The sequence below is a fragment of the Flavobacterium aquidurense genome, from assembly GCF_031458035.1.
Classification (GTDB): Bacteria; Bacteroidota; Bacteroidia; order Flavobacteriales; family Flavobacteriaceae; genus Flavobacterium; species Flavobacterium aquidurense_C.
Genome location: NZ_JAVDXR010000009.1, coordinates 123,583 through 146,293, shown reverse-complemented (window position 1 = coordinate 146,293; position 22,711 = coordinate 123,583). Strand labels below are relative to the sequence as shown.

General features: G+C 33.5%; 20 protein-coding genes. 6 read left to right on the top strand and 14 right to left on the bottom strand.

The window, feature by feature from the left end; genetic code table 11:
• Nucleotides 1-63 precede the first annotated feature (63 nt).
• Nucleotides 64-942 (bottom strand): hypothetical protein, encoded by an 879-nt coding sequence (locus J2X17_RS15005; protein ID WP_310299661.1) that lies wholly within the window; start codon nt 940-942, stop codon nt 64-66.
• A gap of 97 nt (nt 943-1,039) precedes the next feature.
• On the opposite strand from J2X17_RS15005, the gene J2X17_RS15000 reads away from it, so the two are divergent.
• A complete protein-coding gene (locus J2X17_RS15000; RefSeq protein ID WP_310299658.1) occupies nt 1,040-2,077 on the top strand; it encodes a formimidoylglutamase in 1,038 nt (345 codons plus the stop codon).
• A 136-nt stretch (nt 2,078-2,213) separates the two neighbouring features.
• The gene (locus J2X17_RS14995; RefSeq protein ID WP_310299655.1) at nt 2,214-3,464 is read left to right on the top strand and encodes a DEAD/DEAH box helicase; all 1,251 of its coding nucleotides are present in this window, start codon (nt 2,214-2,216) and stop codon (nt 3,462-3,464) included.
• Here J2X17_RS14995 and J2X17_RS14990 read toward each other — a convergent pair.
• The 3 genes from J2X17_RS14990 to aroC all read right to left on the bottom strand — a co-directional run bounded on the left by J2X17_RS14990 (nt 3,461) and on the right by aroC (nt 8,175).
• Complete coding sequence (locus J2X17_RS14990) at nt 3,461-5,638, bottom strand: response regulator (RefSeq protein WP_310299652.1); 2,178 nt, start codon at nt 5,636-5,638, stop codon at nt 3,461-3,463. The genes J2X17_RS14995 and J2X17_RS14990 overlap by 4 nt on opposite strands.
• Before the next feature lie 144 nt (nt 5,639-5,782).
• Nucleotides 5,783-7,063 carry a dicarboxylate/amino acid:cation symporter gene (locus tag J2X17_RS14985; protein WP_310299648.1) on the bottom strand — a complete coding sequence of 427 codons (1,281 nt, stop codon included), beginning with the start codon at nt 7,061-7,063 and terminating at the stop codon, nt 5,783-5,785.
• Between the two features lie 53 nt (nt 7,064-7,116).
• Nucleotides 7,117-8,175, bottom strand: a complete 1,059-nt coding sequence (gene aroC / locus J2X17_RS14980; protein ID WP_310299645.1) for a chorismate synthase — start codon at nt 8,173-8,175, stop codon at nt 7,117-7,119.
• A gap of 187 nt (nt 8,176-8,362) precedes the next feature.
• On the opposite strand from aroC, the gene J2X17_RS14975 reads away from it, so the two are divergent.
• Both J2X17_RS14975 and J2X17_RS14970 read left to right on the top strand, forming a co-directional pair.
• On the top strand, nt 8,363-9,193 hold the full coding sequence (locus J2X17_RS14975; protein WP_310299643.1) for a UDP-2,3-diacylglucosamine diphosphatase: 831 nt from the start codon (nt 8,363-8,365) through the stop codon (nt 9,191-9,193).
• 162 nt (nt 9,194-9,355) lie between these two features.
• A complete protein-coding gene (locus tag J2X17_RS14970; protein ID WP_310299640.1) occupies nt 9,356-9,853 on the top strand; it encodes a hypothetical protein in 498 nt (165 codons plus the stop codon).
• A 135-nt stretch (nt 9,854-9,988) separates the two neighbouring features.
• On the opposite strand, the gene J2X17_RS14965 is transcribed toward J2X17_RS14970, so the two are convergent.
• The 7 genes from J2X17_RS14965 to J2X17_RS14935 form a co-directional block, all read right to left on the bottom strand.
• On the bottom strand, nt 9,989-10,411 hold the full coding sequence (locus tag J2X17_RS14965; RefSeq protein ID WP_310299637.1) for a protease complex subunit PrcB family protein: 423 nt from the start codon (nt 10,409-10,411) through the stop codon (nt 9,989-9,991).
• Between the two features lie 22 nt (nt 10,412-10,433).
• A complete protein-coding gene (gene bshA, locus J2X17_RS14960; RefSeq protein ID WP_310299635.1) occupies nt 10,434-11,579 on the bottom strand; it encodes an N-acetyl-alpha-D-glucosaminyl L-malate synthase BshA in 1,146 nt (381 codons plus the stop codon).
• A 550-nt stretch (nt 11,580-12,129) separates the two neighbouring features.
• On the bottom strand, nt 12,130-12,612 hold the full coding sequence (locus J2X17_RS14955) for an ABC transporter ATPase (RefSeq protein WP_310299632.1): 483 nt from the start codon (nt 12,610-12,612) through the stop codon (nt 12,130-12,132).
• A gap of 110 nt (nt 12,613-12,722) precedes the next feature.
• Nucleotides 12,723-13,514 (bottom strand): (Fe-S)-binding protein, encoded by a 792-nt coding sequence (locus J2X17_RS14950; RefSeq protein WP_310299629.1) that lies wholly within the window; start codon nt 13,512-13,514, stop codon nt 12,723-12,725.
• 101 nt (nt 13,515-13,615) lie between these two features.
• Entirely contained in the window at nt 13,616-14,950 is a 1,335-nt protein-coding gene (locus J2X17_RS14945; protein WP_310299627.1) for a 4Fe-4S dicluster domain-containing protein, read from the bottom strand.
• 5 nt (nt 14,951-14,955) lie between these two features.
• Complete coding sequence (locus tag J2X17_RS14940) at nt 14,956-15,921, bottom strand: MlaD family protein (RefSeq protein ID WP_310299625.1); 966 nt, start codon at nt 15,919-15,921, stop codon at nt 14,956-14,958.
• Between the two features lie 50 nt (nt 15,922-15,971).
• Complete coding sequence (locus tag J2X17_RS14935) at nt 15,972-17,090, bottom strand: N-acetylmuramoyl-L-alanine amidase family protein (protein ID WP_310299622.1); 1,119 nt, start codon at nt 17,088-17,090, stop codon at nt 15,972-15,974.
• Nucleotides 17,091-17,172: 82 nt separating this feature from the next.
• On the opposite strand from J2X17_RS14935, the gene J2X17_RS14930 reads away from it, so the two are divergent.
• On the top strand, nt 17,173-19,872 hold the full coding sequence (locus J2X17_RS14930) for a putative LPS assembly protein LptD (protein ID WP_310299619.1): 2,700 nt from the start codon (nt 17,173-17,175) through the stop codon (nt 19,870-19,872).
• Between the two features lie 27 nt (nt 19,873-19,899).
• The gene (locus tag J2X17_RS14925) at nt 19,900-20,280 is read left to right on the top strand and encodes a RidA family protein (RefSeq protein WP_310299617.1); all 381 of its coding nucleotides are present in this window, start codon (nt 19,900-19,902) and stop codon (nt 20,278-20,280) included.
• Here the strand turns inward: J2X17_RS14925 and J2X17_RS14920 are convergent.
• The 3 genes from J2X17_RS14920 to gap form a co-directional block, all read right to left on the bottom strand.
• Complete coding sequence (locus J2X17_RS14920; RefSeq protein ID WP_310299613.1) at nt 20,261-20,635, bottom strand: methylglyoxal synthase; 375 nt, start codon at nt 20,633-20,635, stop codon at nt 20,261-20,263. The two genes, J2X17_RS14925 and J2X17_RS14920, sit on opposite strands and share 20 nt — an antisense overlap.
• Nucleotides 20,636-20,645: 10 nt before the next feature.
• Entirely contained in the window at nt 20,646-21,497 is an 852-nt protein-coding gene (locus tag J2X17_RS14915) for an N-acetylglucosamine kinase (protein ID WP_310299610.1), read from the bottom strand.
• A 129-nt stretch (nt 21,498-21,626) separates the two neighbouring features.
• Nucleotides 21,627-22,631: a type I glyceraldehyde-3-phosphate dehydrogenase gene (gene gap / locus J2X17_RS14910; protein WP_310299607.1), complete on the bottom strand. Its 1,005-nt coding sequence runs from the start codon at nt 22,629-22,631 to the stop codon at nt 21,627-21,629.
• Between the last annotated feature and the right edge of the window lie 80 nt (nt 22,632-22,711).

The window sequence follows — 22,711 nt, the reverse complement described above, 5'->3', positions numbered from 1 at the left end:
AAAGGTCTGTGAGAACTCACAGACCTTTAATATTTTAGTGGTATTATTACCCTCTGGCAATTATTATCTTAATGTAAAACTAGTTTTAGAAACTAACTCATTATTATCAAAAACATTAATAAAATAAGCTCCTTTTTCGAAATCTTTACCTATTAAGTCTTCAGAAACATTTACTGTTTTATTTTCATATTTCACAGTAGTTTTGAAACTGTAAGTTAAACTTTGATCCCCAAAACTTTCTGTTTTTTTCTCTCCTAAAACATTGTTTTTACTATCGATAACTTGTACGTAATACGTTTTATCTCCAGATTTAGCAATTTGGTTTTCAGCAATTGTAAAACTTACTTTTAAAACGTCTGCACGACTTGCTTTATCCGTTTCAATTTGTTTACCAGAACCTTTTACTTTGTAGGCAATTGTTTTAGTATTTAAAACTGATAATTTAGCACCTTTTTCAACAGTTTTAGCCAATTCTTCGTTTTGACCAACTAATACTTCATTATATTTTTTAGATTCTCCTAAAACTACGATTGTACTATCTCTCTGAACTGTTAAAACACCATTTTGCTTTTTCAATTCATCATTCTCAGCTACAAGAGTTTTCATTTTACCTTGCATTGCCTGAACTTGAGATCTGTATTTAGACACATCTCCCTTAGATTTATTCAAATCATCCATCAAAGCTACTACTTTGTCTCTTTCCTGAATTAACTCTTCAGACATTGAAGTGTTTTCAGCAATTGCAGCATCGTAAGTTGATTTTAATTCTTGTAAATCTTTCATAACAGATTCTTTCTCTGTTAGAGTCGTTGTGAGCTCAGTTTTAACTACCTCTGTATCAGAAGATAATTTAAAAATATACACTAAGCTACCGATCAGTAGGACTGCTAAAACTGCGATTACCGCTTTTAGACTTGAGTTGTTGTTTTTTGGGTTTTCCATATTTAATAATTTTCTTTAAAAACAAATTTAAGAATTAATATATCCTAATAACGTAAGTTAATACAATTATATTATTTTTGGACAATAATTTTTTTTTATGGAGAAATTAATCCCTTTTACTGTTAATGATTTAGCAAAAGTCACAAATCACCGAAGTGGCGAAATTAAGTTTGGAGAAAAGATGATTGTCATTCCGAAAGGAACAGACAAGATTACTTTTCTAAAAGAAAGTGAGGCTAAATATGTGCTTTTGGGAATTCCTGAAGATATTGGCGTGCGTGCAAACTACGGTAGACCCGGAGCGGCATCAGCATGGCAATGCGCCATAAAAAGTATTGCAAACATTCAGCATAATCGTTTTTGCAAAGGGAGTCAAATTATAATTTTGGGTCAAATAAATGTTAAAGACGAAATGCGTGATGTTGAAAATCTGGATTTTAACGACATCGACGACCGATCTAAATTGAGCCAGTTAGTAGAAAAAATTGATAAAGAAGTTTCTCATATTATTTTTAATATAGTTAAAGCAGGGAAAATTCCAATTATAATTGGCGGAGGCCACAACAATGCCTACGGAAATATAAAAGGTTCGGCTTTAGCCAAAGGGAAACCTATAAATGCCATTAATTTTGATGCGCATTCTGATTTTAGAATTTTAGAAGGCCGTCATAGCGGAAATGGTTTCTCATACGCTTATGAAGAAGGTTTCCTGAAAAAGTATTTTATCTTCGGTTTACACGAAAATTATACTTCAAAAAGCGTTCTGGACATTATTAAAAAATTAGAAGATCGTGTACGTTATAATACGTACGACAGTGTAAATATTCGAAAAGAAAAGGAATTCAACAAGGAAATGATCATGGCCTTAGAATTCATAAAAAATGATTCATTTGGTATCGAAATTGATTTGGATGCGATTCCGAATATTGCCAGCAGTGCCATGACCATCAGCGGATTTTCTGTAGAAGAATTGCGCCAATTCGTTTCATTTTTTGGACAACACAAAAATGCAGCCTACTTACATATTTGCGAAGGCGCACCAGATTTAGACGGCAACCCGAACAATAATTTAATCGGAAAATTAATCGGATACCTGATAACTGATTTCATTAAGGCAAACAACGAAAAAATATAATTTCATTTAAAAGTTCAAAGGCTAAAAATTAGCTCATTTTCTAAATAAACCCCAATTCAATCAAAGGATTGACTGAATAAACCTATCTTTGCACAGAATTTTAGTACTTAATACTAAGTTCTTTAATACCTAAGATATGTTATTCGAAGATTTATCACTTTCAAAAAGTATACAAAAAGCCGTATTTGAAGAAGGCTACCTTAACCCCACCCCCATTCAGGAACAATCTATTCCCATCGTTTTAGCCGGAAGAGATTTGATTGGCTGTGCACAGACTGGTACCGGAAAAACGGCTGCATTTGCTATTCCAATTATACATCAGTTACACCGAATTGTTGGTTCATCAAAAAAAGCCAAACAAATTCGTGCTCTTATAGTTACACCAACACGTGAATTAGCAGTTCAGATTGGACAAAGTTTTGACACTTACGCCAAATATACCAACTTAACACAATTGACCATTTTTGGTGGAGTTTCTCAAAATCCACAAGTTGATACATTAAAACAGGGTGTTGACATTTTAGTGGCAACGCCGGGAAGATTACTGGATTTACAAAAACAAGGGTTTCTTGATCTGGATCATTTACACACATTGGTTTTAGATGAAGCCGATCAAATGTTAGACATGGGTTTTATAAACGATGTAAAAAAAATCGTAAAACTAACACCTAAAAACCGTCAGACTTTATTATTCTCCGCTACAATGCCAATTGCGATTCGCGAGCTGGCAGAAATGTTCCTGCAAGATCCTGCAAAAGTAGAAGTTTCTCCTGTTTCATCAACTGCAGAAACTGTGGAGCAACGTGTTTATTTTGTTGAAAAAACAGAGAAAAGAAATTTACTATATCATTTAATAAAAAATGAAAATTTATCCAATGTACTTGTTTTTTCAAGAACTAAACATGGTGCGGACAATGTAGTAAAAGCTCTTCGTAAAAAAGATATTCCTGCAGAAGCAATTCACGGTGATAAATCTCAAAATGCGAGACAACGTGTTCTGGATGCTTTTAAAAACAAAGAAGTTGGCGTTCTGGTTGCAACCGATATTGCAGCAAGAGGAATCGATATTGACCAATTACCATTTGTAATTAATTTTGATTTACCAAATATTCCGGAAACCTATGTCCACCGAATCGGTAGAACAGGTCGTGCTGGAAATGGCGGAATTGCGATTTCATTTTGTGGAAAAGACGAACATCCGTATTGGAAAGACATTCAGAAATTAATAAAAGTGGATGTAAAAACAATTACAGATCACCCTTATCCCTGGCATTCAGGAAGTCCGGAAGCAACGGAAGAGAAACCTAAAAATTCAAACCGAAGCGGGGGCGCTCATAAATCAAGAAAATCTAATGCTTCTAAGCAAAACAAAAAACGCTGGTACTAACCAGCGTTTTCTGCTTCTTGTATTAAGTAGTTTATAATTTTAAATAACTTTAAAGGCTCAAACGGCTTCACGATAATATCATTTATTCCAGATGAAATAGCTTCATCCGTTATCTCATCTTTATCAAAAGCTGTCAAAGCTACAATAGGCGTTTTGATTTGTTTTAACCGAATTCGTTTTGTCGTTTCAAATCCATTCATTAAAGGCATATTAATATCCATTAAAATCAGGTCAAAACTTTCTTTTTCAATAATATCAAGAGCAGCAAAACCATCGTCCACAACTTTACAAACGTAATTATTTTTCTCAATAATCTTTTTTGTAACAAGCTGATTGATGAGATTATCTTCAACAATTAAAATTTTATAGACTTCATTTGAGGTTAGATCAACTTCAATTTCATCAATAATTTTCTTTGTTTTCTGAGGATCATATTCAAACGGAATCATAAATGAAAATGAAGTTCCCTGGCCAATATCACTTTCTAAGGTGATTGTGCTGCCAAAAAGCCCTAACAATCGTTTTACAATACTCAGCCCTAATCCGGTTCCCTGGTAATCTTCATCTTTTCTTCCAACCTGAACAAATTTCTCAAAAATTTTCCCCTGATCCACACTTGCGATTCCAACACCATTATCTTTTATCAGAAAATCTAAAAAATAATTTTTTCCTTCAATTTTACACAAATCCACCTTGATTTCAACTTCTCCATCTTTAGTGAATTTTAAGGCGTTGCTCACTAAATTCATTAGTATTTGTGCTAACCTAAGCTTATCTCCAATTAAATATTCCGGAATATCGGCATCAATATAAACACTGATTTTATTATTATTTTTTTGAGATAAAAAAGAAAGCGAATTTTTAATCATTGTTATTTCGTCTGAAATATTAAATGTCAAATTCTCCAAAATAACTTTGTTCTCTTCAATTTTATTAATTTGTAAAATATCATTTACTAAAGACAATAAATATCTGGCAGAAAATTTTAAGGAACTCAAATGTTTGCTGTGCGATAATTCTTTATGTTCTTCAAGAAGCATATTTGTAATTCCAACCACACCATACAAAGGAGTACGTAATTCGTGACTTATAGTCGAAATAAATTGAGTTTTAAGCAAAGAGGCTTCCTCAGCAATTTCTTTTGCTTTTAAGAGCTCTAAATTATGTTGTTTCTTAAATCTTATGTTTTTAATCAGGGTGATAATCAAAACAAGTAAAATAAGAGAAACCAAAATAAACAGAATTACAATAATTCGGGATTTTTTTAAACTTTGATATTGAGAAATCTTTTCGTTTTCAATTTTATCAATTTGCCTTTTATATTCATCAAGTTCAAGATTAAATCCTGCGATAGAAGCCTTTTTAAGTTTTTCCTGATTATAAAGTTCTTCCGTAATTTGATTGTATGCTGTCAGATGTTCGTAAGCTTCTTTATATTTTTTAATTTTGGTTAAGAATTTCGAATATTCCAAATGTGCATACGATAAGTCTGATTGTTCTTCGCCATTTTCACCTGCTTTTATTGCACTTAAAAAATAGGCATTTGCTGCATCATTTTCATTTCGGTAATTTGCATACATACCAGTAAGCATATTAACAACAATTTCTGTGGATTGATCACCGTACTTTTCAATATTATTCTCAATAAACTTTAAATAAGGATAGCCTTCTTTAAATTTTCCAATATCAAAATAGGCCCAGGCAATATTCAGATTTGTAAAATAAACATGACTTACGTTATTTATTTTCAAACCATACGCTATGGATTTTTTATAATAATTAATCCCTTTATCAAATTGTTTTTTTTCGAAACAATATACATTCCCTAAATTATTATAAAGGTTATGTTTTAAAGAATCATTATCAGCTTTATAGGCATAATATAAACTTTTATTATAGAAAAAAATCGCTTTATCAAACTCCGATAATTCATTATAGTTTCCTGCGATTATCTTATAAGACTTTGCAATTAGATCGTTATTTTTTGAGGCAGTAGCATAATTTAAAGCTACACGGGAAGTAATTAATGATTTTTCGAAGTTCGAGTATTTAAAATCTTCCCAGGCTTGTTTGACGAGTTTATCAATTTTAGCATCCGGAATAGTTTCAGATTGCGCATTTACTGTATTGACAAAGCAATTCAGAAGAAATATTAGTAGAAAAAAAATCCGCATACGGGGCATAAATCGGCTAATTTTCTCAAATATACACTTTAAAATAAAAAAAAGCTGTATTTTAGTTAAAAATACAACTTTTTCTTAATTTATTTATCTGTTTAATCTTATTTAAATCAGATAAATGAATAAATATTTTCTGATTTAATTTTCTAAATCTGCTTGTTCTTTATTATCTTCCCATTGTCCAACAACTGAAGTTGCCAGCGCATTTCCTAAAACATTAGTTGCACTTCGGAACATATCACAAAAGTGATCAATTGGCAAAATAAGAGCTATTCCTTCAACTGGAATATCAAACATTCCGCAAGTTGCCGCAACCACAACCAAACTTGCTCTTGGTACACCTGCAATACCTTTACTGGTTAACATTAAAACCAAAAGCATTACCATTTGAGTCCCTAAATCTAAGTGAACGCCATAAAATTGAGCAATAAAAATACTGGCAAAAGTCATATACATCATACTACCATCCAGATTAAAGGAATATCCAAGCGGCAGCATAAATGAAACAATTTTGTTTTTTACTCCAAATGCCTCTAATTCTTCCGTTAATTTAGGAAAAACAGCTTCACTGCTGGTTGTTCCAAAAGCAATTGCTACTGGCCCAATTATACGCCTTAATAACTCCGTCATTCTTCCCTTTAGAAAAACATAGCCGATCAGAATTAAAAGCACCCACAAAGTGCTTATTCCGATTAAAAACGATCCGAAGAATTTAAAATAAGTAATCAATAATTCCTCTGCATCTCTAATAGCAAATACACCTGCAATGGCTCCAAAAACTCCAATTGGAGCGAAGTTCATAACATAATTCACCATCTTTAAAACAATATGCGAAGCTTTATCTAAAGCATTGATAACTGGTTTTACTGTACTTCCCAAAGAAGCCGCTGCCAAACCAAAAAAGATAGAGAAAATTACGATCTGCAAAATCTCATTGGTAGCCATTGCCTCAAAAAGACTTTTAGGAACAATATGTTCTACGAAATTATCAAACGAAAGTGTTTGTGTTTTAGCTGTTACTTCCGTCGCTGCAGCCATGTCAACATGTCCCAGTTTCAGACCTACACCCGGCTCTAAGATATTTACATAAAATAATCCAATTAATAAAGATATAAAAGAAGCCGTAAAAAACCATCCAAGTGCTTTTCCTCCAATTCTGCCAACCGTTTTTATATCTCCCAATTTCGCAATTCCTACTACTAAAGTGGTAAATACTAAAGGAGCAATAATCATTTGTACCAATCGGATAAAAATGGTAGCCAGCATTTTTATTTTACCACTAAAAGATTGTGCTGCTTCAGGAGAAATAGAATTGTGCAATATAATTCCTAAAGTAGCTCCAAGAACCATTGCAATAATAATTTGTCCTGTTAATCCTTTAAGAAATGATTTTTTCTTAGTTTCTGTAACTTCTTGCATTAAATTGTTTTTTTTAAATTAAAATATTAAGACCCTCACTGTCTTAACTTTTATTAATATGTTTTGTTGATTAAATAAAAATCCGCCAAAACTATCGCCGCCATTGCTTCTACAATTGGCACTGCGCGAGGTACTACGCACGGATCATGACGGCCTTTCCCGGTCATTGGCGTAATATTTCCTTTATTATCTAATGAATCCTGAGTCTGCATGATAGTCGCAACAGGTTTGAAAGCTACTCTGAAATAAATATCCATTCCGTTGCTGATTCCTCCCTGAATTCCACCAGAAAGGTTTGTTTTTGTAGTTCCGTCAGGATTGTATAAATCGTTATGTTCGCTTCCTTTCATTTCTGATCCTGAAAAACCACTTCCGTATTCAAAGCCTTTCACTGCATTGATTGAAAGCATTGCTTTTCCTAATTCTGCATGTAATTTATCAAAAACAGGCTCACCTAAACCAACCGGAACGTTCTGAATAACACATGAAACCACACCTCCGACAGTGTCACCTTGTTTACGAATATCACGAATATATTCTTCCATAATCGCTGCCGATTTTTCATCAGGACAACGAACAGGGTTACTTTCAATTTTAGAAAAATCCAAATCCTGATAAGGCGTATCCAAATGAATTGGCCCAACAGATGAAACGTAAGCATTAATCTTAATTTGAGGCAGCATCTGTTTCGCAATTGCTCCTGCTACCACTCTGCTGGCTGTTTCACGCGCAGAACTTCTTCCACCTCCGCGGTAGTCACGAAAACCATACTTTTGATCGTACACATAATCGGCGTGGCTTGGTCTGTAATTATCTTTTATATGAGAGTAATCGTCTGATTTTTGATTGGTATTTGGAATGATAAAACCAATTGGAGTCCCGGTAGTTTTTCCTTCAAAAATTCCTGATAAAAACTGAACAGCATCCGGTTCTTTTCGTTGGGTCACGATTGCCGACTGACCTGGTTTTCGTCGGGACATTTCAAATTCAATCGCTTCTAAATCAAGTTGTATTCCTGATGGACATCCATCTATAATTCCGCCTAAAGCTTCGCCATGAGATTCTCCAAATGTTGTTACTTTATATAGGTTGCCGTAGCTATTTCCTGCCATTGTAATTAGTTTTGAGCAAATGTAAGTTTTATGAATTAAATTAAAAAATTTAAAATTGGTATTATTAACTAAAGGTTAAGTAGTTTAAAATCACAATTTGTTAAAATTGTAGCCAAATTGGTAACCTTTTGATAAAATAAATTCATTGAGAGATTCTTTTATTTGCTAAACTTCAAATCAAGAAAAATTGAAAAAAAGAAATGTTGAATTGGTAATCCTTTCTGATGTTCACTTAGGGACTTATGGAAGTCATGCCAAAGAATTAAACAACTATCTATCAAGCATTAAACCTAAAACTTTAGTTTTAAACGGAGATATTATCGATGCTTGGCAATTCCGAAAATCGTATTTTCCAAAAGCACACCTTAGAGTTATTCAAAGAATAATCGGAATGGCATCTAAAGGCACAAAAGTCTATTACATAACTGGAAATCACGATGAAATTCTTCGCAAATTCAGCGATATGAATATGGGAAATTTTGCGCTTCTGGATAAACTGGTATTAAATCTGGATGATAAAAAAGCATGGATTTTTCACGGAGATGTTTTTGATGCTTCTGTGCAGCACTCAAAATGGATTGCAAAACTAGGTGGATTGGGATATGATTATTTAATTCTGAGCAATCGATTTGCCAATTGGTGTTTGGCTAAATTAGGGCGCGAGCCTTATTCATTTTCTAAAAAAATAAAAGCTAGTGTAAAGAAAGCCGTCAAGTTTATCTCCGATTTCGAAACCACAGCAACCGATTTGGCAATCGAAAAAAAATACGACTATGTGATTTGCGGACATATTCATGAACCAAAAATTATTACCAAAGAAAATAAACACGGATCCACTTTATATTTAAACTCCGGTGACTGGGTCGAAAACCTGACTGCATTAGAATATCACAAAAAAAGATGGAAGCTATTTTCTTATGCCGAGTCGAATTTATCTGAAGAAGAGGAAGAAAATTTATTCGAAATGGAAGATATCATAACTACGCAGTTAGTGGCTTCAATGATTATTAAAAAATAAACACCTAACAATAAGAAAGTTACGCTCTCACTGACTTCTCCGGATAATTAGAACAGCTATAAATTACCAAAAATGCGAATTATATAACAATTTTCGAGAATTTTATACGTTCAACATTGGACTGTAATAATACATTTGAAAAAAAATTAATATTCACATTTTATGAAAAAAGTTCTTTTATCTGCCATTATGCTATTAGGTTTAGCGTTCACGGCCCAATCACAGGAAATTGCTAAAAATGCTCTTGGTCTACGTTTAGGAGATAATAACGGATTTGGGGGTGAGATATCATACCAAAGAGGTTTAAACCAAAAAAACAGATTAGAATTCGATTTGGGTTGGAGAAACAGCAGCGATGTTGATGCCGTAAAAGCAGTTGCTCTTTATCAATGGGTTTGGAACATCGACGGTGGTTTTAACTGGTACGCTGGTGTTGGAGGTGGTTTAGCTGCCTGGGATCATGATTATTATAACAACAATACAAAATATAATGATAGCGGAACTTATGTTTTTGCTGCCGGAGATATTGGTATCGAATATGGTTTTGATGAAGTGCCAATTTTATTGTCATTAGACGTTAGACCAGAAATTGGTTCAGGATACTATGACGACGACAATTTTGGATTTGATGTTGGTTTAGGAATCAAATTCAAATTCTAAATAAAAACTAAAAAATAATTGTAAAAGAAAACCTGTCGCTTTAAGTACGACAGGTTTTTTTTTGTTTGTCACACTGAACGAAGTCGAAGTGCTATAGATTCTAGAGACTTCAACTTCGCTCAGTCTGACATATAATTATTTGATAATAATTTCTTTCTTAGAACGAACTTTTACAACTGTATATGGATAAGTAATCACCTGCATTGTCATGGCATCAGGAGCCGGACTATTTTCTTTAACCGTAATGATAATATTTTTATCAGTTTCCTCTACTTTTTCAACTCCTATAGAATATCCTCCGGTGTTTTTCTCTCCCATATTGAGAATAACATAATTGGAATTATTTATATCACCCTGTACCATTTTATCTTTCAAAAGAGGATCATTTTCCAGCATTTTGATTTCGTTAGGCTCTGTCAAAATCTCAAAAAACTTAATATTTCCGCCACCGTCAGATTGCTCTGTTAAAATTTCATACAGTGCTTTTGAATCTGATGTTTTTTTTGCTCCACAGGAAATCAAAACAAAAATTGCCAAAACCGAAATTACTTTTTTCATTTACGCTTATTTTTTTTAAGATTTAATGCTTCTCATATTTATAATCATCAATTGCTCTTTGATATAAAGCTTCGTATTTAGGCAAGATGTTCTTGATATCAAACTTTTTCGCTACTTCTAAAGCGTTTATTTTAAATTGATTTAAAACTTCATCATCTTTTAGGATTTTAATTGCATTTGCAGCCATTTCCTCAACATCTCCCACATTGCTCAAATATCCTGAAACTCCATCAAAATTAACTTCCGGCAAACCTCCTGAATTACTTGAAATTACCGGCACACCACAAGCCATTGCCTCTAAAGCTGCCAAACCAAAACTTTCTGTTTCGGACGGAAGTAAAAACAAATCTGTAAAACATAAGATTTTATCGATTTCATTACTGTTTCCAAAGAAAATTACTTTGTCGTAAATTCCCAATTCCATACATAAGACTTCCGCTTTTTCTTTTTCAGGACCATCACCAACCATCATTAATTTGGCCGGCATTACTTTTTGAATATTGTAGAAAATCTTAATAATATCCGGAATACGTTTTACCTTTCTAAAATTACTAATGTGCGTAATAATACGCTCATTTTCCTTCGCCATAACATAACGATGACAAGGTACTGTAGGATCTTTAACCACTTTATCTAACTCGATAAAATTCGGGATCACTTTGATTTTATTCTTTATTTTGAATAATTTCAGTGTATCATCTTTCAAACTCTGCGAAACCGAAGTTACATAATCAGATTTATTGATACTGAAAGTCACCGCCGGTTTATAAAACGGATGATTTCCTACCAAAGTAATATCTGTTCCGTGCAGCGTCGTAATCATCGGAAGATTAATTCCTTCATTCTTCAGCATTTGCTTTGCCATATAGCCCGCATACGCGTGTGGAATGGCATAATGTACATGAAGTACTTCGATTTTAAATAATTTCACCATATCAACCAATTTGCTGGACAAAGCCAACTCATAAGGCTGATAATGAAAAAGAGGATATTCAGGAACGTTTACTTCGTGATAATGAACATTTGGATTTAAAAGTGCCAGCCTAACCGGTTGACTGTAGGTAATAAAATGGATTTCGTGGCCGCGTCTGGCAAGTTCAAGGCCTAATTCAGTGGCTACTACCCCACTACCGCCAAAAGTCGGATAACAAACTATTGCTATTTTCATGTAATAAATTTAGTACTACGAAAGTACTCAAAAATCACGTTTAATTGCCGTTTTCAATTGTTAGATTTTTGTGAATTATTGATTTATCAGATTATTAGATAAATAAATCGTTAGATTTTTAGACTTCCTTAAATCGTTAGATTCTTAAATATCAGTAGCGTTATCAAATCATAATTCAAAACTATTAACTCATGTTTTTTATGAGAAGCAGATAAATTCATTTTCAAAAGAACCATCAGTCCCGCTGTCCGTTATATCTTTTCCCGGCTAAAGAAGCCAGAAAAAGGATATCACTCCCATCGGGGCTAGATTAGAGGTTTTTGTTTTTATAAGAACTATATATTTCGAAGCCCGACAGTCCCGAAACCTCAGGATAAAAACCTGTCGGGTTTCTCGTAATCTATATAACATTTCCACAAACTTTGGCAAAACTTGAAACTTCAAACCTGAAACCTGAAACTTTAAAAAAAAGAAACTCCCCTCATTTAACTCCACAAAAAAAGGCACGAAATCTAAATTTCATGCCTTTCAAATATGTTGTAAATTGCTTTTAGAAAAATCTGCTATGCCAGCTATCGGCAGCAGGAACTTCCCAGGATTCATTGAACTCTTCTATATTGTTTACCAAATTATTAAACACAATTGTATTCTCAGAAACTGACTTATCTTTAACCATTTTCTTGAAATCAATCAATGTTTTGTGTGCAATATGTTCGCCATTTTTAAAAGTCACGTTCATTTTATCTAACAAATCAACGCTGTACTTTTTTTCCAAACTCTGGATAAATTCAACAGAACTATCAATAGAACAACCCGTAGCCGCCTGTACTTCCTGATTTACAGCCAAAATAATAAATCGGTTGTATTTCAGTAAATACGAAGCTTCCAAACTTGTTCCGTGCGCTGCCCATTCTTCAATAAAAGCTTTCAGGTCAGTCTCAATTTCAGAAAATTCTTCCTCAGAAAATTTTCTGTTTGATTGATAAATCCAAACTCGGGATTCACCAGGTAAATTTTCAAAAGGTATATACATTTTAATTTTAGATTTTAGATTTTAGATTTTAGATTTCTGGAAAACTTTCAGTCTCAAGTTTCTAGTTAAAAAACTTAGAACCTTAGAACCTCAGTATCTCAGAACCTTTGTTAAAGATCCTGCGCATTAGCAATTAACTCCGCAATATCCATTACTTTAACTTGTCCTTCTTTCTCCTGATGTTTGATACCATCCGTTAACATTGTATTACAAAACGGGCATCCCGCCGCAATAATATCCGGTCTAGTCTCTAAAGCATCTTCTGTTCTCTCCACATTGATTTCTTTGTTTCCTGGCTCAGCATCTTTAAACATTTGCGCTCCACCTGCTCCACAACATAAACCATTTGCTTTAGAACGTTTCATTTCGACTAATTCAACATCTAATTTCTGAATTAAATCTCTTGGTGCTTCGTACACTTTATTCGCTCTTCCTAAATAACAAGGATCGTGAAACGTAATACGTTTTCCTTTAAACTGTCCACCTTCAACAGTTAATCTTCCTTCATCAATTAATGATTTTAAAAACTCAGTATGATGTATAACTTCATATTGACCTCCTAATTCAGGATATTCATTTTTTAAAGTATTAAAACAATGCGGACAAGCTGTAACGATCTTTTTTGCTTCGTATGCATTTAAAACCTCGATATTCATCATGGCCTGCATCTGAAACAAAAATTCATTTCCGGCACGTTTTGCAGGATCTCCTGTACAACTTTCTTCAGTACCCAATACAGCAAAAGAAACGTTTGTACGATTTAAAATTCGCACAAATGCTTTTGTAATCTTCTTTGCCCTATCATCAAAACTACCTGCACAACCCACCCAAAATAAAACTTCTGGTTGTTTTCCTTCGGCTAGCATTTCTGCCATTGTTGGTACTACTAAACTTTCTGACATTTCTTTTTGTTTAATCGTTGATTTGTTTAATTGTTTAATCGGAGGTTTGTCGAATCCAGTGGGATTAAACGAACTAACGATTAACCGATTAAACTATATTTTTAATTTTCGTTTTTCCAATTCAATCTGTCCTGCTGATTGTATTGCCATGGTGCACCATTATTCTCAATATTTGTCATCATAGCATTCAATGACATTGGCGCAGCACTTTGTTCCATCACTAAATAACGACGCATATCCATAATAATAGACAACGGACTAATATTTACCGGACATTCTTCCACACAAGCATTACAAGATGTACACGCCCACAATTCTTCCGGTGTGATATAATCATTTAATAATGTTTTGTTATCTGGAACAAAAACGCCTTTATTCGCATCGATATTTTTTCCTACCTCCTGTAAACGATCTCTTGTATCCATCATGATCTTACGAGGAGATAATTTTTTACCTGTTTGATTTGCCGGACAAGACGAAGTACAACGTCCACATTCTGTACAAGTGTAAGCGTTTAACAACTGAACCCAGTTTAAATCCTGAACATCGCTCGCACCAAATTTACTTGGAGCTGCATTTTCATCAACCGGGGCTGCTGCAAACGGATCGGCATTTGGATCCATCATCAACTTCACTTCTTTTGTAACCGATTCCAGATTATCAAATTGTCCTTCCGGTTTTAAATTTGCAAAATAGGTGTTCGGGAACGCTAAAAGAATATGCAAGTGTTTTGAGAAGTATAGATAGTTCATAAAAACCAAAATCCCTGCAATATGCAACCACCAAAATACTTCAGTCAACAACATCACTAATTCATTTGACATTCCGTTGAAAATCGGTGCAATAAACTGACTTACCGGAAAACTTCCAGCTTTATGAAAATGTGAAAATCCACCAGGAACATTCTGCAAATGCAGGTCAGAAGCATTCATTAATAAAAACAATGTCATCAAAACCATCTCGAAATATAAGATGTAATTAGCATCGCTTTTGGGAAATCCATTCAAATCAGGATTAATGAAACGTTTCAACCTTACCACATTCCTTCTAATCCAAAATACTGAAACAGCAACCAGAACCAAAAGTGCCAATATTTCAAAAGAACCAATTAAAACATCATAAGCAGTACCTAAGAATGCAAAAATTCTATGCGTACCAAATAAACCATCAATGATGATTTCAAGTAACTCGATATTGATAATAATAAATCCAAGATACACTACAATGTGCAATATACCAGCAACTGGACGTTTCACCATTTTAGATTGTCCAAGAGCAATCATCGCCATGTTAGCCCAACGTGCTTTCGGATTGTCTTTTCGATCTACATCTACTCCTAAATTTATGTTTCTGATGATTTTTTTTACGCTTGATGCAAAAAACCCAAAACCAGCTATCAGAAGTATAGCAAATAAAATATTATCTAAATAACTCATTCTTATTATTTTTTGTCAGTTGAATTTGCATCTTCCGTAGGTGCCACGTATGGTTTATTTTTCTTTCCAAAAAGAGAAACATTTACATAACGTGTTGGATAAAGACGAACATCTTGTAATAATAATTCAAGCTCTTTTGAAGTTTTAGCTAAATTATTATACAAAGCATCATCATTCAGTAATTTGCCGGCAGAACCTTTTCCTGAATTCAGGTTAGTCATAATACCATCCATTTTAGCTAAAGTCTGGTTTAATGTTCTAACTGTTTTTCCTAAATCGGCTTTCTTTAATGAATCTGATATACTATTGAAGTTAGAAGACATTTTATTTAAGTTCGTAACAGCTCCGTTAATCTGAGCTTTGTTAGTATCTAAAATAGAATTGATACTTCCTGATGCTTTATGAAATTGCTCCATTGTCTGACTTAATTCGGCCAAAGACTTTTTAAGGTCTTCCTGTCCTTTTTTGTCTAAAACATTATTTAATCCACTAACCAGAGTATTTATGTTAGCAAGCATTAAATTTAATTTTTGCTGAATTGGTTCAATTTTACCTCCCAAAGATTCGGTTAATCCTAATTCTACTGTTGATGCTAAAGTTTGCCCGTCAACAGCTAAATCCTTATCTGCAAGATTTGGAATAATTTTAATCTGTTTTCCACCAATTAAACTTGGTGAATATAAAGATGCTGTACTTCTTTTAGAAATTGGAAAATCAGTTTTTAACTGAAGTTCAACTAATAATTTACCTGTAGTTTCATTGAGCGTAATTTTATTTACTTTACCAATTCCCAGACCGTTTAAAGTTACAGGTGCTGATTGTGCCAAATCTTCAACATTATCATATTCTACATATAATGTTTTATAATTTGCAAAAAGGTCTTTGCCTTTTAAAAAACTGTAGCCCCAAATAAATAATAAAATTGACGCGATGACTAAAATAGCCGTTTTAATTTCTCTTGTTAGTTTCAAAATTCTAAGTGTTTGTACAAAATTAATATAAATATTCGAACTTGTGATTATTATTTGATCGCGTCCTGAATATTGATTTTTTCTCCGTCTCTGTAAGCAATTAAAAAAGAAGCGCCATATCCTTTACTCTTAGCTTCTTGCAAATATTTTTGCGCTGCTTGGTAATCTGAAGTTTCCTGATAGAAATATTTATAAATATTATTTTCATACACCATTGTTACATTTTTCAGCCCTTTAAAGTTTTTAGGATCTAAAGGCGTTTTCTTGATACTTGCGATCAACTGTACTTTAAAAACAGTTCCCTTTGGCGTGTTTTTGTTCGCTGGAGGAGTTGCAACTGTTTTTGGTTTAGCTGTATCTTTCGCCGGCTTAGCGTCTGCCATTTCAGGTACACCAGAACCAAAATATTCTCTTTTATAACTTAATATAGCGTCAGCAATAGCTTTAGCAATATCATTTTGTCCTTCTTCTGAATTCAGAATATTACCTTCTGTCGGATTAGAAACAAAACCTGTTTCAACTAAAACTCTAGGCATATAAGCTTTATGCAGTACCATAAACGGAGCTTGTTTTACACCGCCTTGACGAATTTTCTTTCCAAGCCTGTCAAAATTATCTTCAATTTTACTGGCTAATGAAATACTATTATCTAAATATTCTTCCTGCATTAAGGTCATTCCAATCATTGACTCTGGTGAATTAGGATCAAAGCCTTCATATTTACGTTTATAATCTTTCTCTAACGTAATTACCGAGTTCTCTTTTTTCGCAGCTTCAAGATTCGATGCAACTTTACTCAAACCCATTACATAGGTTTCGGTTCCGTCTGCAGCAGTGTTTTTGTTTGCATTACAGTGTATCGAAACAAAAATATTCGAGTTGGCTCTGTTCGCAATATTGGCTCTTTCAACCAAATCAATAAAAACATCCGTTTTACGGGTATAAATGACATTCACATTTGGGCTATCTTCCAATATTTTCCCAACTTTTAACACAATGGCCAAAGCAATATTTTTTTCAATTCTTCCGCTATAAACAGCTCCAAAGTCATGATCTCCGTGTCCGGCGTCAAGTGTTACTTTAAAAACATTTGCCTGAGAGTATGCGCAAAATGAAATTATAGTTAGAAAAAAACTAAATATTAGCCTAGTTTTGTTAAAAATATTCATAAATCTAAAAGTTAATTTTAATAAAATGCAACTGCCATAATTTTTGCAATTGATTATTTTTGCCAAAAAATTATATGTAAGTTTGACATGTCAAAAAACAAGCCATACTTTTACAAAAATAGCATTTAAACCTTTGCATACAAACTTATTTAATATCGTTTTATTATCATTTTTCCTAACACTAGGATGTGGTAAATTATATTCACAGGAGATAAAAACCAAAAAAGATACATTACCAACTGTAAAACAAACAGATAAACCTGAAATTACCGTACAGGACACCATAAAACTGGATACTGTTAAACCTAAAAAGACTTTTCTTGACGGAAAAGTAAAGTATAAGGCCAAGGATTACGCAAAAAACGACTACAAAAGAAAACGAATTACCCTATATAATGAAGCAGAATTATACTACAAAGATGTAGAGTTAAAATCTGGTATCATTGTTTTAGATTATGAAAAAGATGAAGTCTATGCCGGAAGAATTAAAGATTCATCAGGAGTTCTTACCCAATATCCTAATTTCAAACAGGGATCAAGCGAGGTTCAGCCGGATTCTATTCGCTTTAATTTCAAAACAAAAAAGGCCTTAATCTTTAATTCCAGAACGGAGCAAGGTGAATTTAAAATAAAAGCTGCCGTTACTAAAAAAGAAAATGACTCTGTTTATTTCCTAAAAGGTGCCCGTTTTACCACTTCAACAGATGTTGACAATCCTGAATATTATTTCCAAACGAATAAAGTAAAATTTATTCCCGGAAAAAAGGTAATTACAGGCTTAACAAATATGGTTATTGCTGATGTTCCTACTCCGCTGGCCCTGCCTTTTGCGTACTTTCCAATGACTGAGGAGAAAAGTGTTTCTGGAATTATCATCCCAAGTTATAACGATTCAAACACAAGAGGTTTCTCCCTGCAAAACGGTGGTTATTATTTTGCGTTAAGTGATAATTACGACCTGACCGTTTTAGGAGATTATTATACGAATGGAAGTTATGCAATGCGTTTTGAGTCATCTTATGCCAAAAGATATAAATATCGAGGAAATGTAAATGTACGTTTTGAAAACCTGATCAACAGCGAAAGAGGTTATCCAGACTACTCCAAACAAAATATATACAATATTCAGTGGTCACATTCTAAAGACACAAAATCAAGTCCAAATTCAAGTTTTTCTGCATCTGTAAACATGGGAAGCAGTAAGTATTTTAAACAATCCATCAATCAGGCAAACGTCGGATCAAATCTAAATAACACCTTAAGTTCCTCTATTTCTTATAATAAAACTTTCAACACAGTTCCTCAAGCCCGTATTTCGCTAACCGCAACACATCAGCAAAATACACAAACAGAAGAGATTCAAATGACATTACCTTCCTTACAAGGTAGTATCGATCGTATTTATCCTTTCGTGGGTAAAGATGGAATAAAAAAAGGTCTTATTAAAAACATCAATTTACAATACAATTTAACCGGACAAAACAGATTCGTAACCACAGATTCACTGTTTTTTAAACCGCAAATGTTTAAAGATGCGCAAATAGGAATGCAACACTCGATTCCGATTAGCACAAACTTCAAGATCTTCAAATATTTTAGTGCCGGAGCTTCTACAAACTATCAGGAAACCTGGGTTACCAAAACAATTGAAAAAAATTATGACCCAAATCAAAACAAAGTTGTAGATCAGACAATAAATGGTTTTGATGCTTATAGAACCTATAATTTTAGTTCAAACTTAGGAACAACTATTTATGGTACTTTTAATTTTGGCGCAGACAAAAGAATTCAATCTATTCGTCACGTCATGAGACCTTCTGTAACATATTCCTATACACCTAGTTTCGAAAGATATTATGATAATTATTACGTAGATGCTTCCGGAAGAATCCAAAATTCGTATTCTCGCTTTGAAGGAGGTGTTTACGGTGCTCCAAGTAAAGAAAATTCAAACATTGTAGGTTTAGCTGTAAGTAATACTTTTGAAGCCAAAGTAAGAGATCGTGACAGTACAAAGACAGAACCTAAAAAAATAATGCTGTTAAACAACTTAAATCTAAGTACCAGCTATAATTTCAATGCTAATGGAAAAGAAATCCTGGCATGGCAACCTGTTCTTGTTAGTGGTGGAACACAACTTTTCGACAATAAGATGAATGTCAATTTTGGAGCCACTTTAGACCCATATGCAATTGACAATTCCGGAAACAGAATGAATATGTATAACATTGAAAATGGCGGAAGTTTATTCAGAATGACAAGCGCCAATTTAACTTTCAACTATTCGTTTACTAATAAAGGAACCAAAGAAGAAAAAAACACGCAAAGCCAGCGTAATGGAGGTCGTAGCGATGATTTATTTGGTACCAATACCGATTTGAATGATAGCCGTAACAGCCAATTCGCAAAAGAAAAAGATGATGAAAAAGATGTAATCACTGAATTCTTTAATTCGAAACTACCGTGGGATATGACAATGGCATATTCATTAACCTATTCCAACGTTAACAGAGAAAGTAAAATCACAGGAAACTCGATTATGGTTTCCATCAATATGGACATTACACCTAAATGGAAAGGTGGTATTTCGACAGGTTACGATTTTGTTCAAAAAGGAGTCACTTTTACACAATTTCGTTTCGAAAGAGATTTGTTAAGTTGGAGAATGGCTTTTAACTATACTCCACTTGGGCCAAACGCAAACTGGAATTTCTTCATCGGCATTAAATCTGGAGTTCTTAGTGATATTAAATTTAACAAACGAAGTTCTTCAAACCGATAAATCATTATCGATTAAAAAACAACTATCATGAAAAAAATCATCTTTACTGAAAAAGCCCCTGCTCCAATCGGACCATACAATCAGGCAGTATTATCCGGAAACACATTGTATGCTTCTGGTCAGATTGCTATAAATCCAGCTTCAGGAGAACTTGTTACCGACAACATCAATGATGAAACAAAACAAGTTATGAAAAACATTGCAGCAATTTTAGAAGCTGCAGATATGACTTTTGAAAACGTAGTTAAAGCCACAATTTTCATCATGGATATGAATAATTTTGGGGCAATAAATACGGTTTACGGATCTTATTTTAACGAAAAAACCGCTCCAGCTCGTGAAACGGTTCAAGTGGCATGTTTGCCAAAAAATGTAAATGTTGAAATTTCTATAATTGCAGTGCAATAGCATCTAATAATAATTGTGCCGTTGCTTCATTTGTTGCCAGCGGCACATTATGTACATCGCAAACGCGAATCAACATATTGATATCTGCCTCATGCGGATGACTCGATAAAGGATCTTTAAAAAAGAACACCATTTGAGTAATTCCTTCTGCAACTCTACCTGCAATTTGTGCATCACCACCTAAAGGTCCGGAAAGCATTCTTTGCGTCTTAAAACCTGCCGCTTCCGCTTTTCCTCCAGTAGTTCCTGTACCAATCAGTTTTATTTTTTCATGATGTAAAACGTCTGAATTTTTAATTAAGAAATTAATCAAATCAGCTTTTTTTCCATCGTGAGCAATAATCGCAATTTCCATAAAACCCGAACTATTGATTAGCAACGTGGTACGCAATTAATCCATCAATTGGCCTTCTCAAAACATTACCTAATTGAAGTTCATATTTATCAAATGTTTCCTGCAATTCGTCTTTTAAGTAGAAAGCAATAGAACCAACGAAATGCACAGGCACTTCTTTACAATTTTCAAATTGCTTGATGTAATTCTTAACGAAAGACTTCATTCCCTTGAAAATGATTTTTCTGCAAAATTCAGTGTCTTTATGTTTGATTAAGAACTTAGCAAAAGTCGCTAAATAAGCATTTGGATTTGGTTCTTTATAAAGTTTATTTTTAATAAAATCAGCGTCCATGTTGTATTCTTTTTCAAATTCAACAGCCAATTCTTTTGGCATTTTATTGAAATAATACTTTCTGATTAATTCTTTTCCAAAAACATTTCCACTACAATCATCCATAGCAATATAACCCAATGATTGTACTTTTTGATGCAATACTTTTCCATCAAAATAACTACAGTTCGAACCTGTTCCTAAGATACTAACAATTGCTGATTCTCCTTTTGGAGTTGTTGCATAAACTGCTGCATAAGTATCTTCGTGAACCTCTACAATTGCATTAGAAAAATATTCCTGAAAGATTTGCGACAAAGCTTCTTTCATTCTGTCAGTTCCACAGCCTGCTCCGTAAAAGAACAAATGTGAAGCTTCTTTTTTATTTTGCAAAATATCAAAACGATCATTTAATCTTGTAATAATTTCCGGACCGTCAAGAATTTCAGGGTTTAACCCTAAAGTTTGTGTTGTGAATAATACTTTTCCATTGTCATCAATTGCAATCCAATCGGCTTTAGTAGATCCACTATCAACTATTAATTTCATTTTATTTAGTTTTTGGATTAGTTTTTCTTTAATCAATCAAAAGTGTATTTTTTACATTAATTAAAGACATAACAAAATAAGAAAATCCCGTTACGATGAAGTAACGGGATTTTGCAAAAATATATAATATTATTTTAAACCAGCAATATGTACTGATAAATCAATTAATTTACTAGAGTATCCGTACTCATTATCATACCAGGATACTAATTTGAAGAAAGTTGAATTCAATCCAATTCCTGCAGTCGCATCAACGATTGAAGTTCTTTTGTCAGAGATAAAATCCTGAGATACAACCGCATCTTCAGTATACCCTAAAATACCTTTCATTGTAGTTTCAGAAGCCGTTTTTAAAACTTTCATGATTTCTTCATAAGAAGTTTCTTTTGCTACTTTTACCGTTAAATCTACTGTAGAAACGTCAGCAGTAGGAACACGGAATGCCATACCAGTTAATTTCCCATTCAATTCCGGAATAACTTTTCCAACAGCTTTTGCAGCACCTGTAGATGATGGAATGATGTTTATGCTTGCAGCACGTCCACCTCTCCAGTCTTTTCTAGAAGGACCATCAGCTGTCATTTGAGTTGAAGTTGTAGCGTGAACAGTTGTCATTAAAGCTTCTACAATTCCGAAGTTATCGTGAATAACTTTAGCTAAAGGAGCTAAACAGTTTGTAGTACAAGAAGCATTAGAAACTACTAAATCTGTAGCTTTTGCTGTCTCGTGGTTTACTCCCATTACAAACATTGGAGCATCTGCAGACGGAGCAGAAATAATTACTTTTTTAGCACCACCTTTAATGTGCTCATTTGCAGTTTCGATAGTTGTGAAAATACCAGTACATTCAGCAACTACGTCAACATCTACTTCGTTCCATTTTAAGTCAGCAGGGTTTCTTTCTGCAGTGATACGGATATTTCTTCCGTTTACATACAGTTTCCCTTCTTTCACTTCAACAGTTCCGTTGAAACGACCGTGAACTGAATCATATTTTAATAAGTAAGCTAAGTGATCAACATCTAATAAGTCGTTGATTGCTACTACTTCTACATTATCTCTATTGAAAGTTTCTCTAAAAACGATTCTTCCGATACGTCCAAATCCGTTTATTCCTAATTTTACTTTTGACATTTTACTTAATTTTTGCTTTTGTTTTTATTACACTAATTTAAAGTCTAATTTCCTCACAATAAACTTCTTTCCTTTTTAAA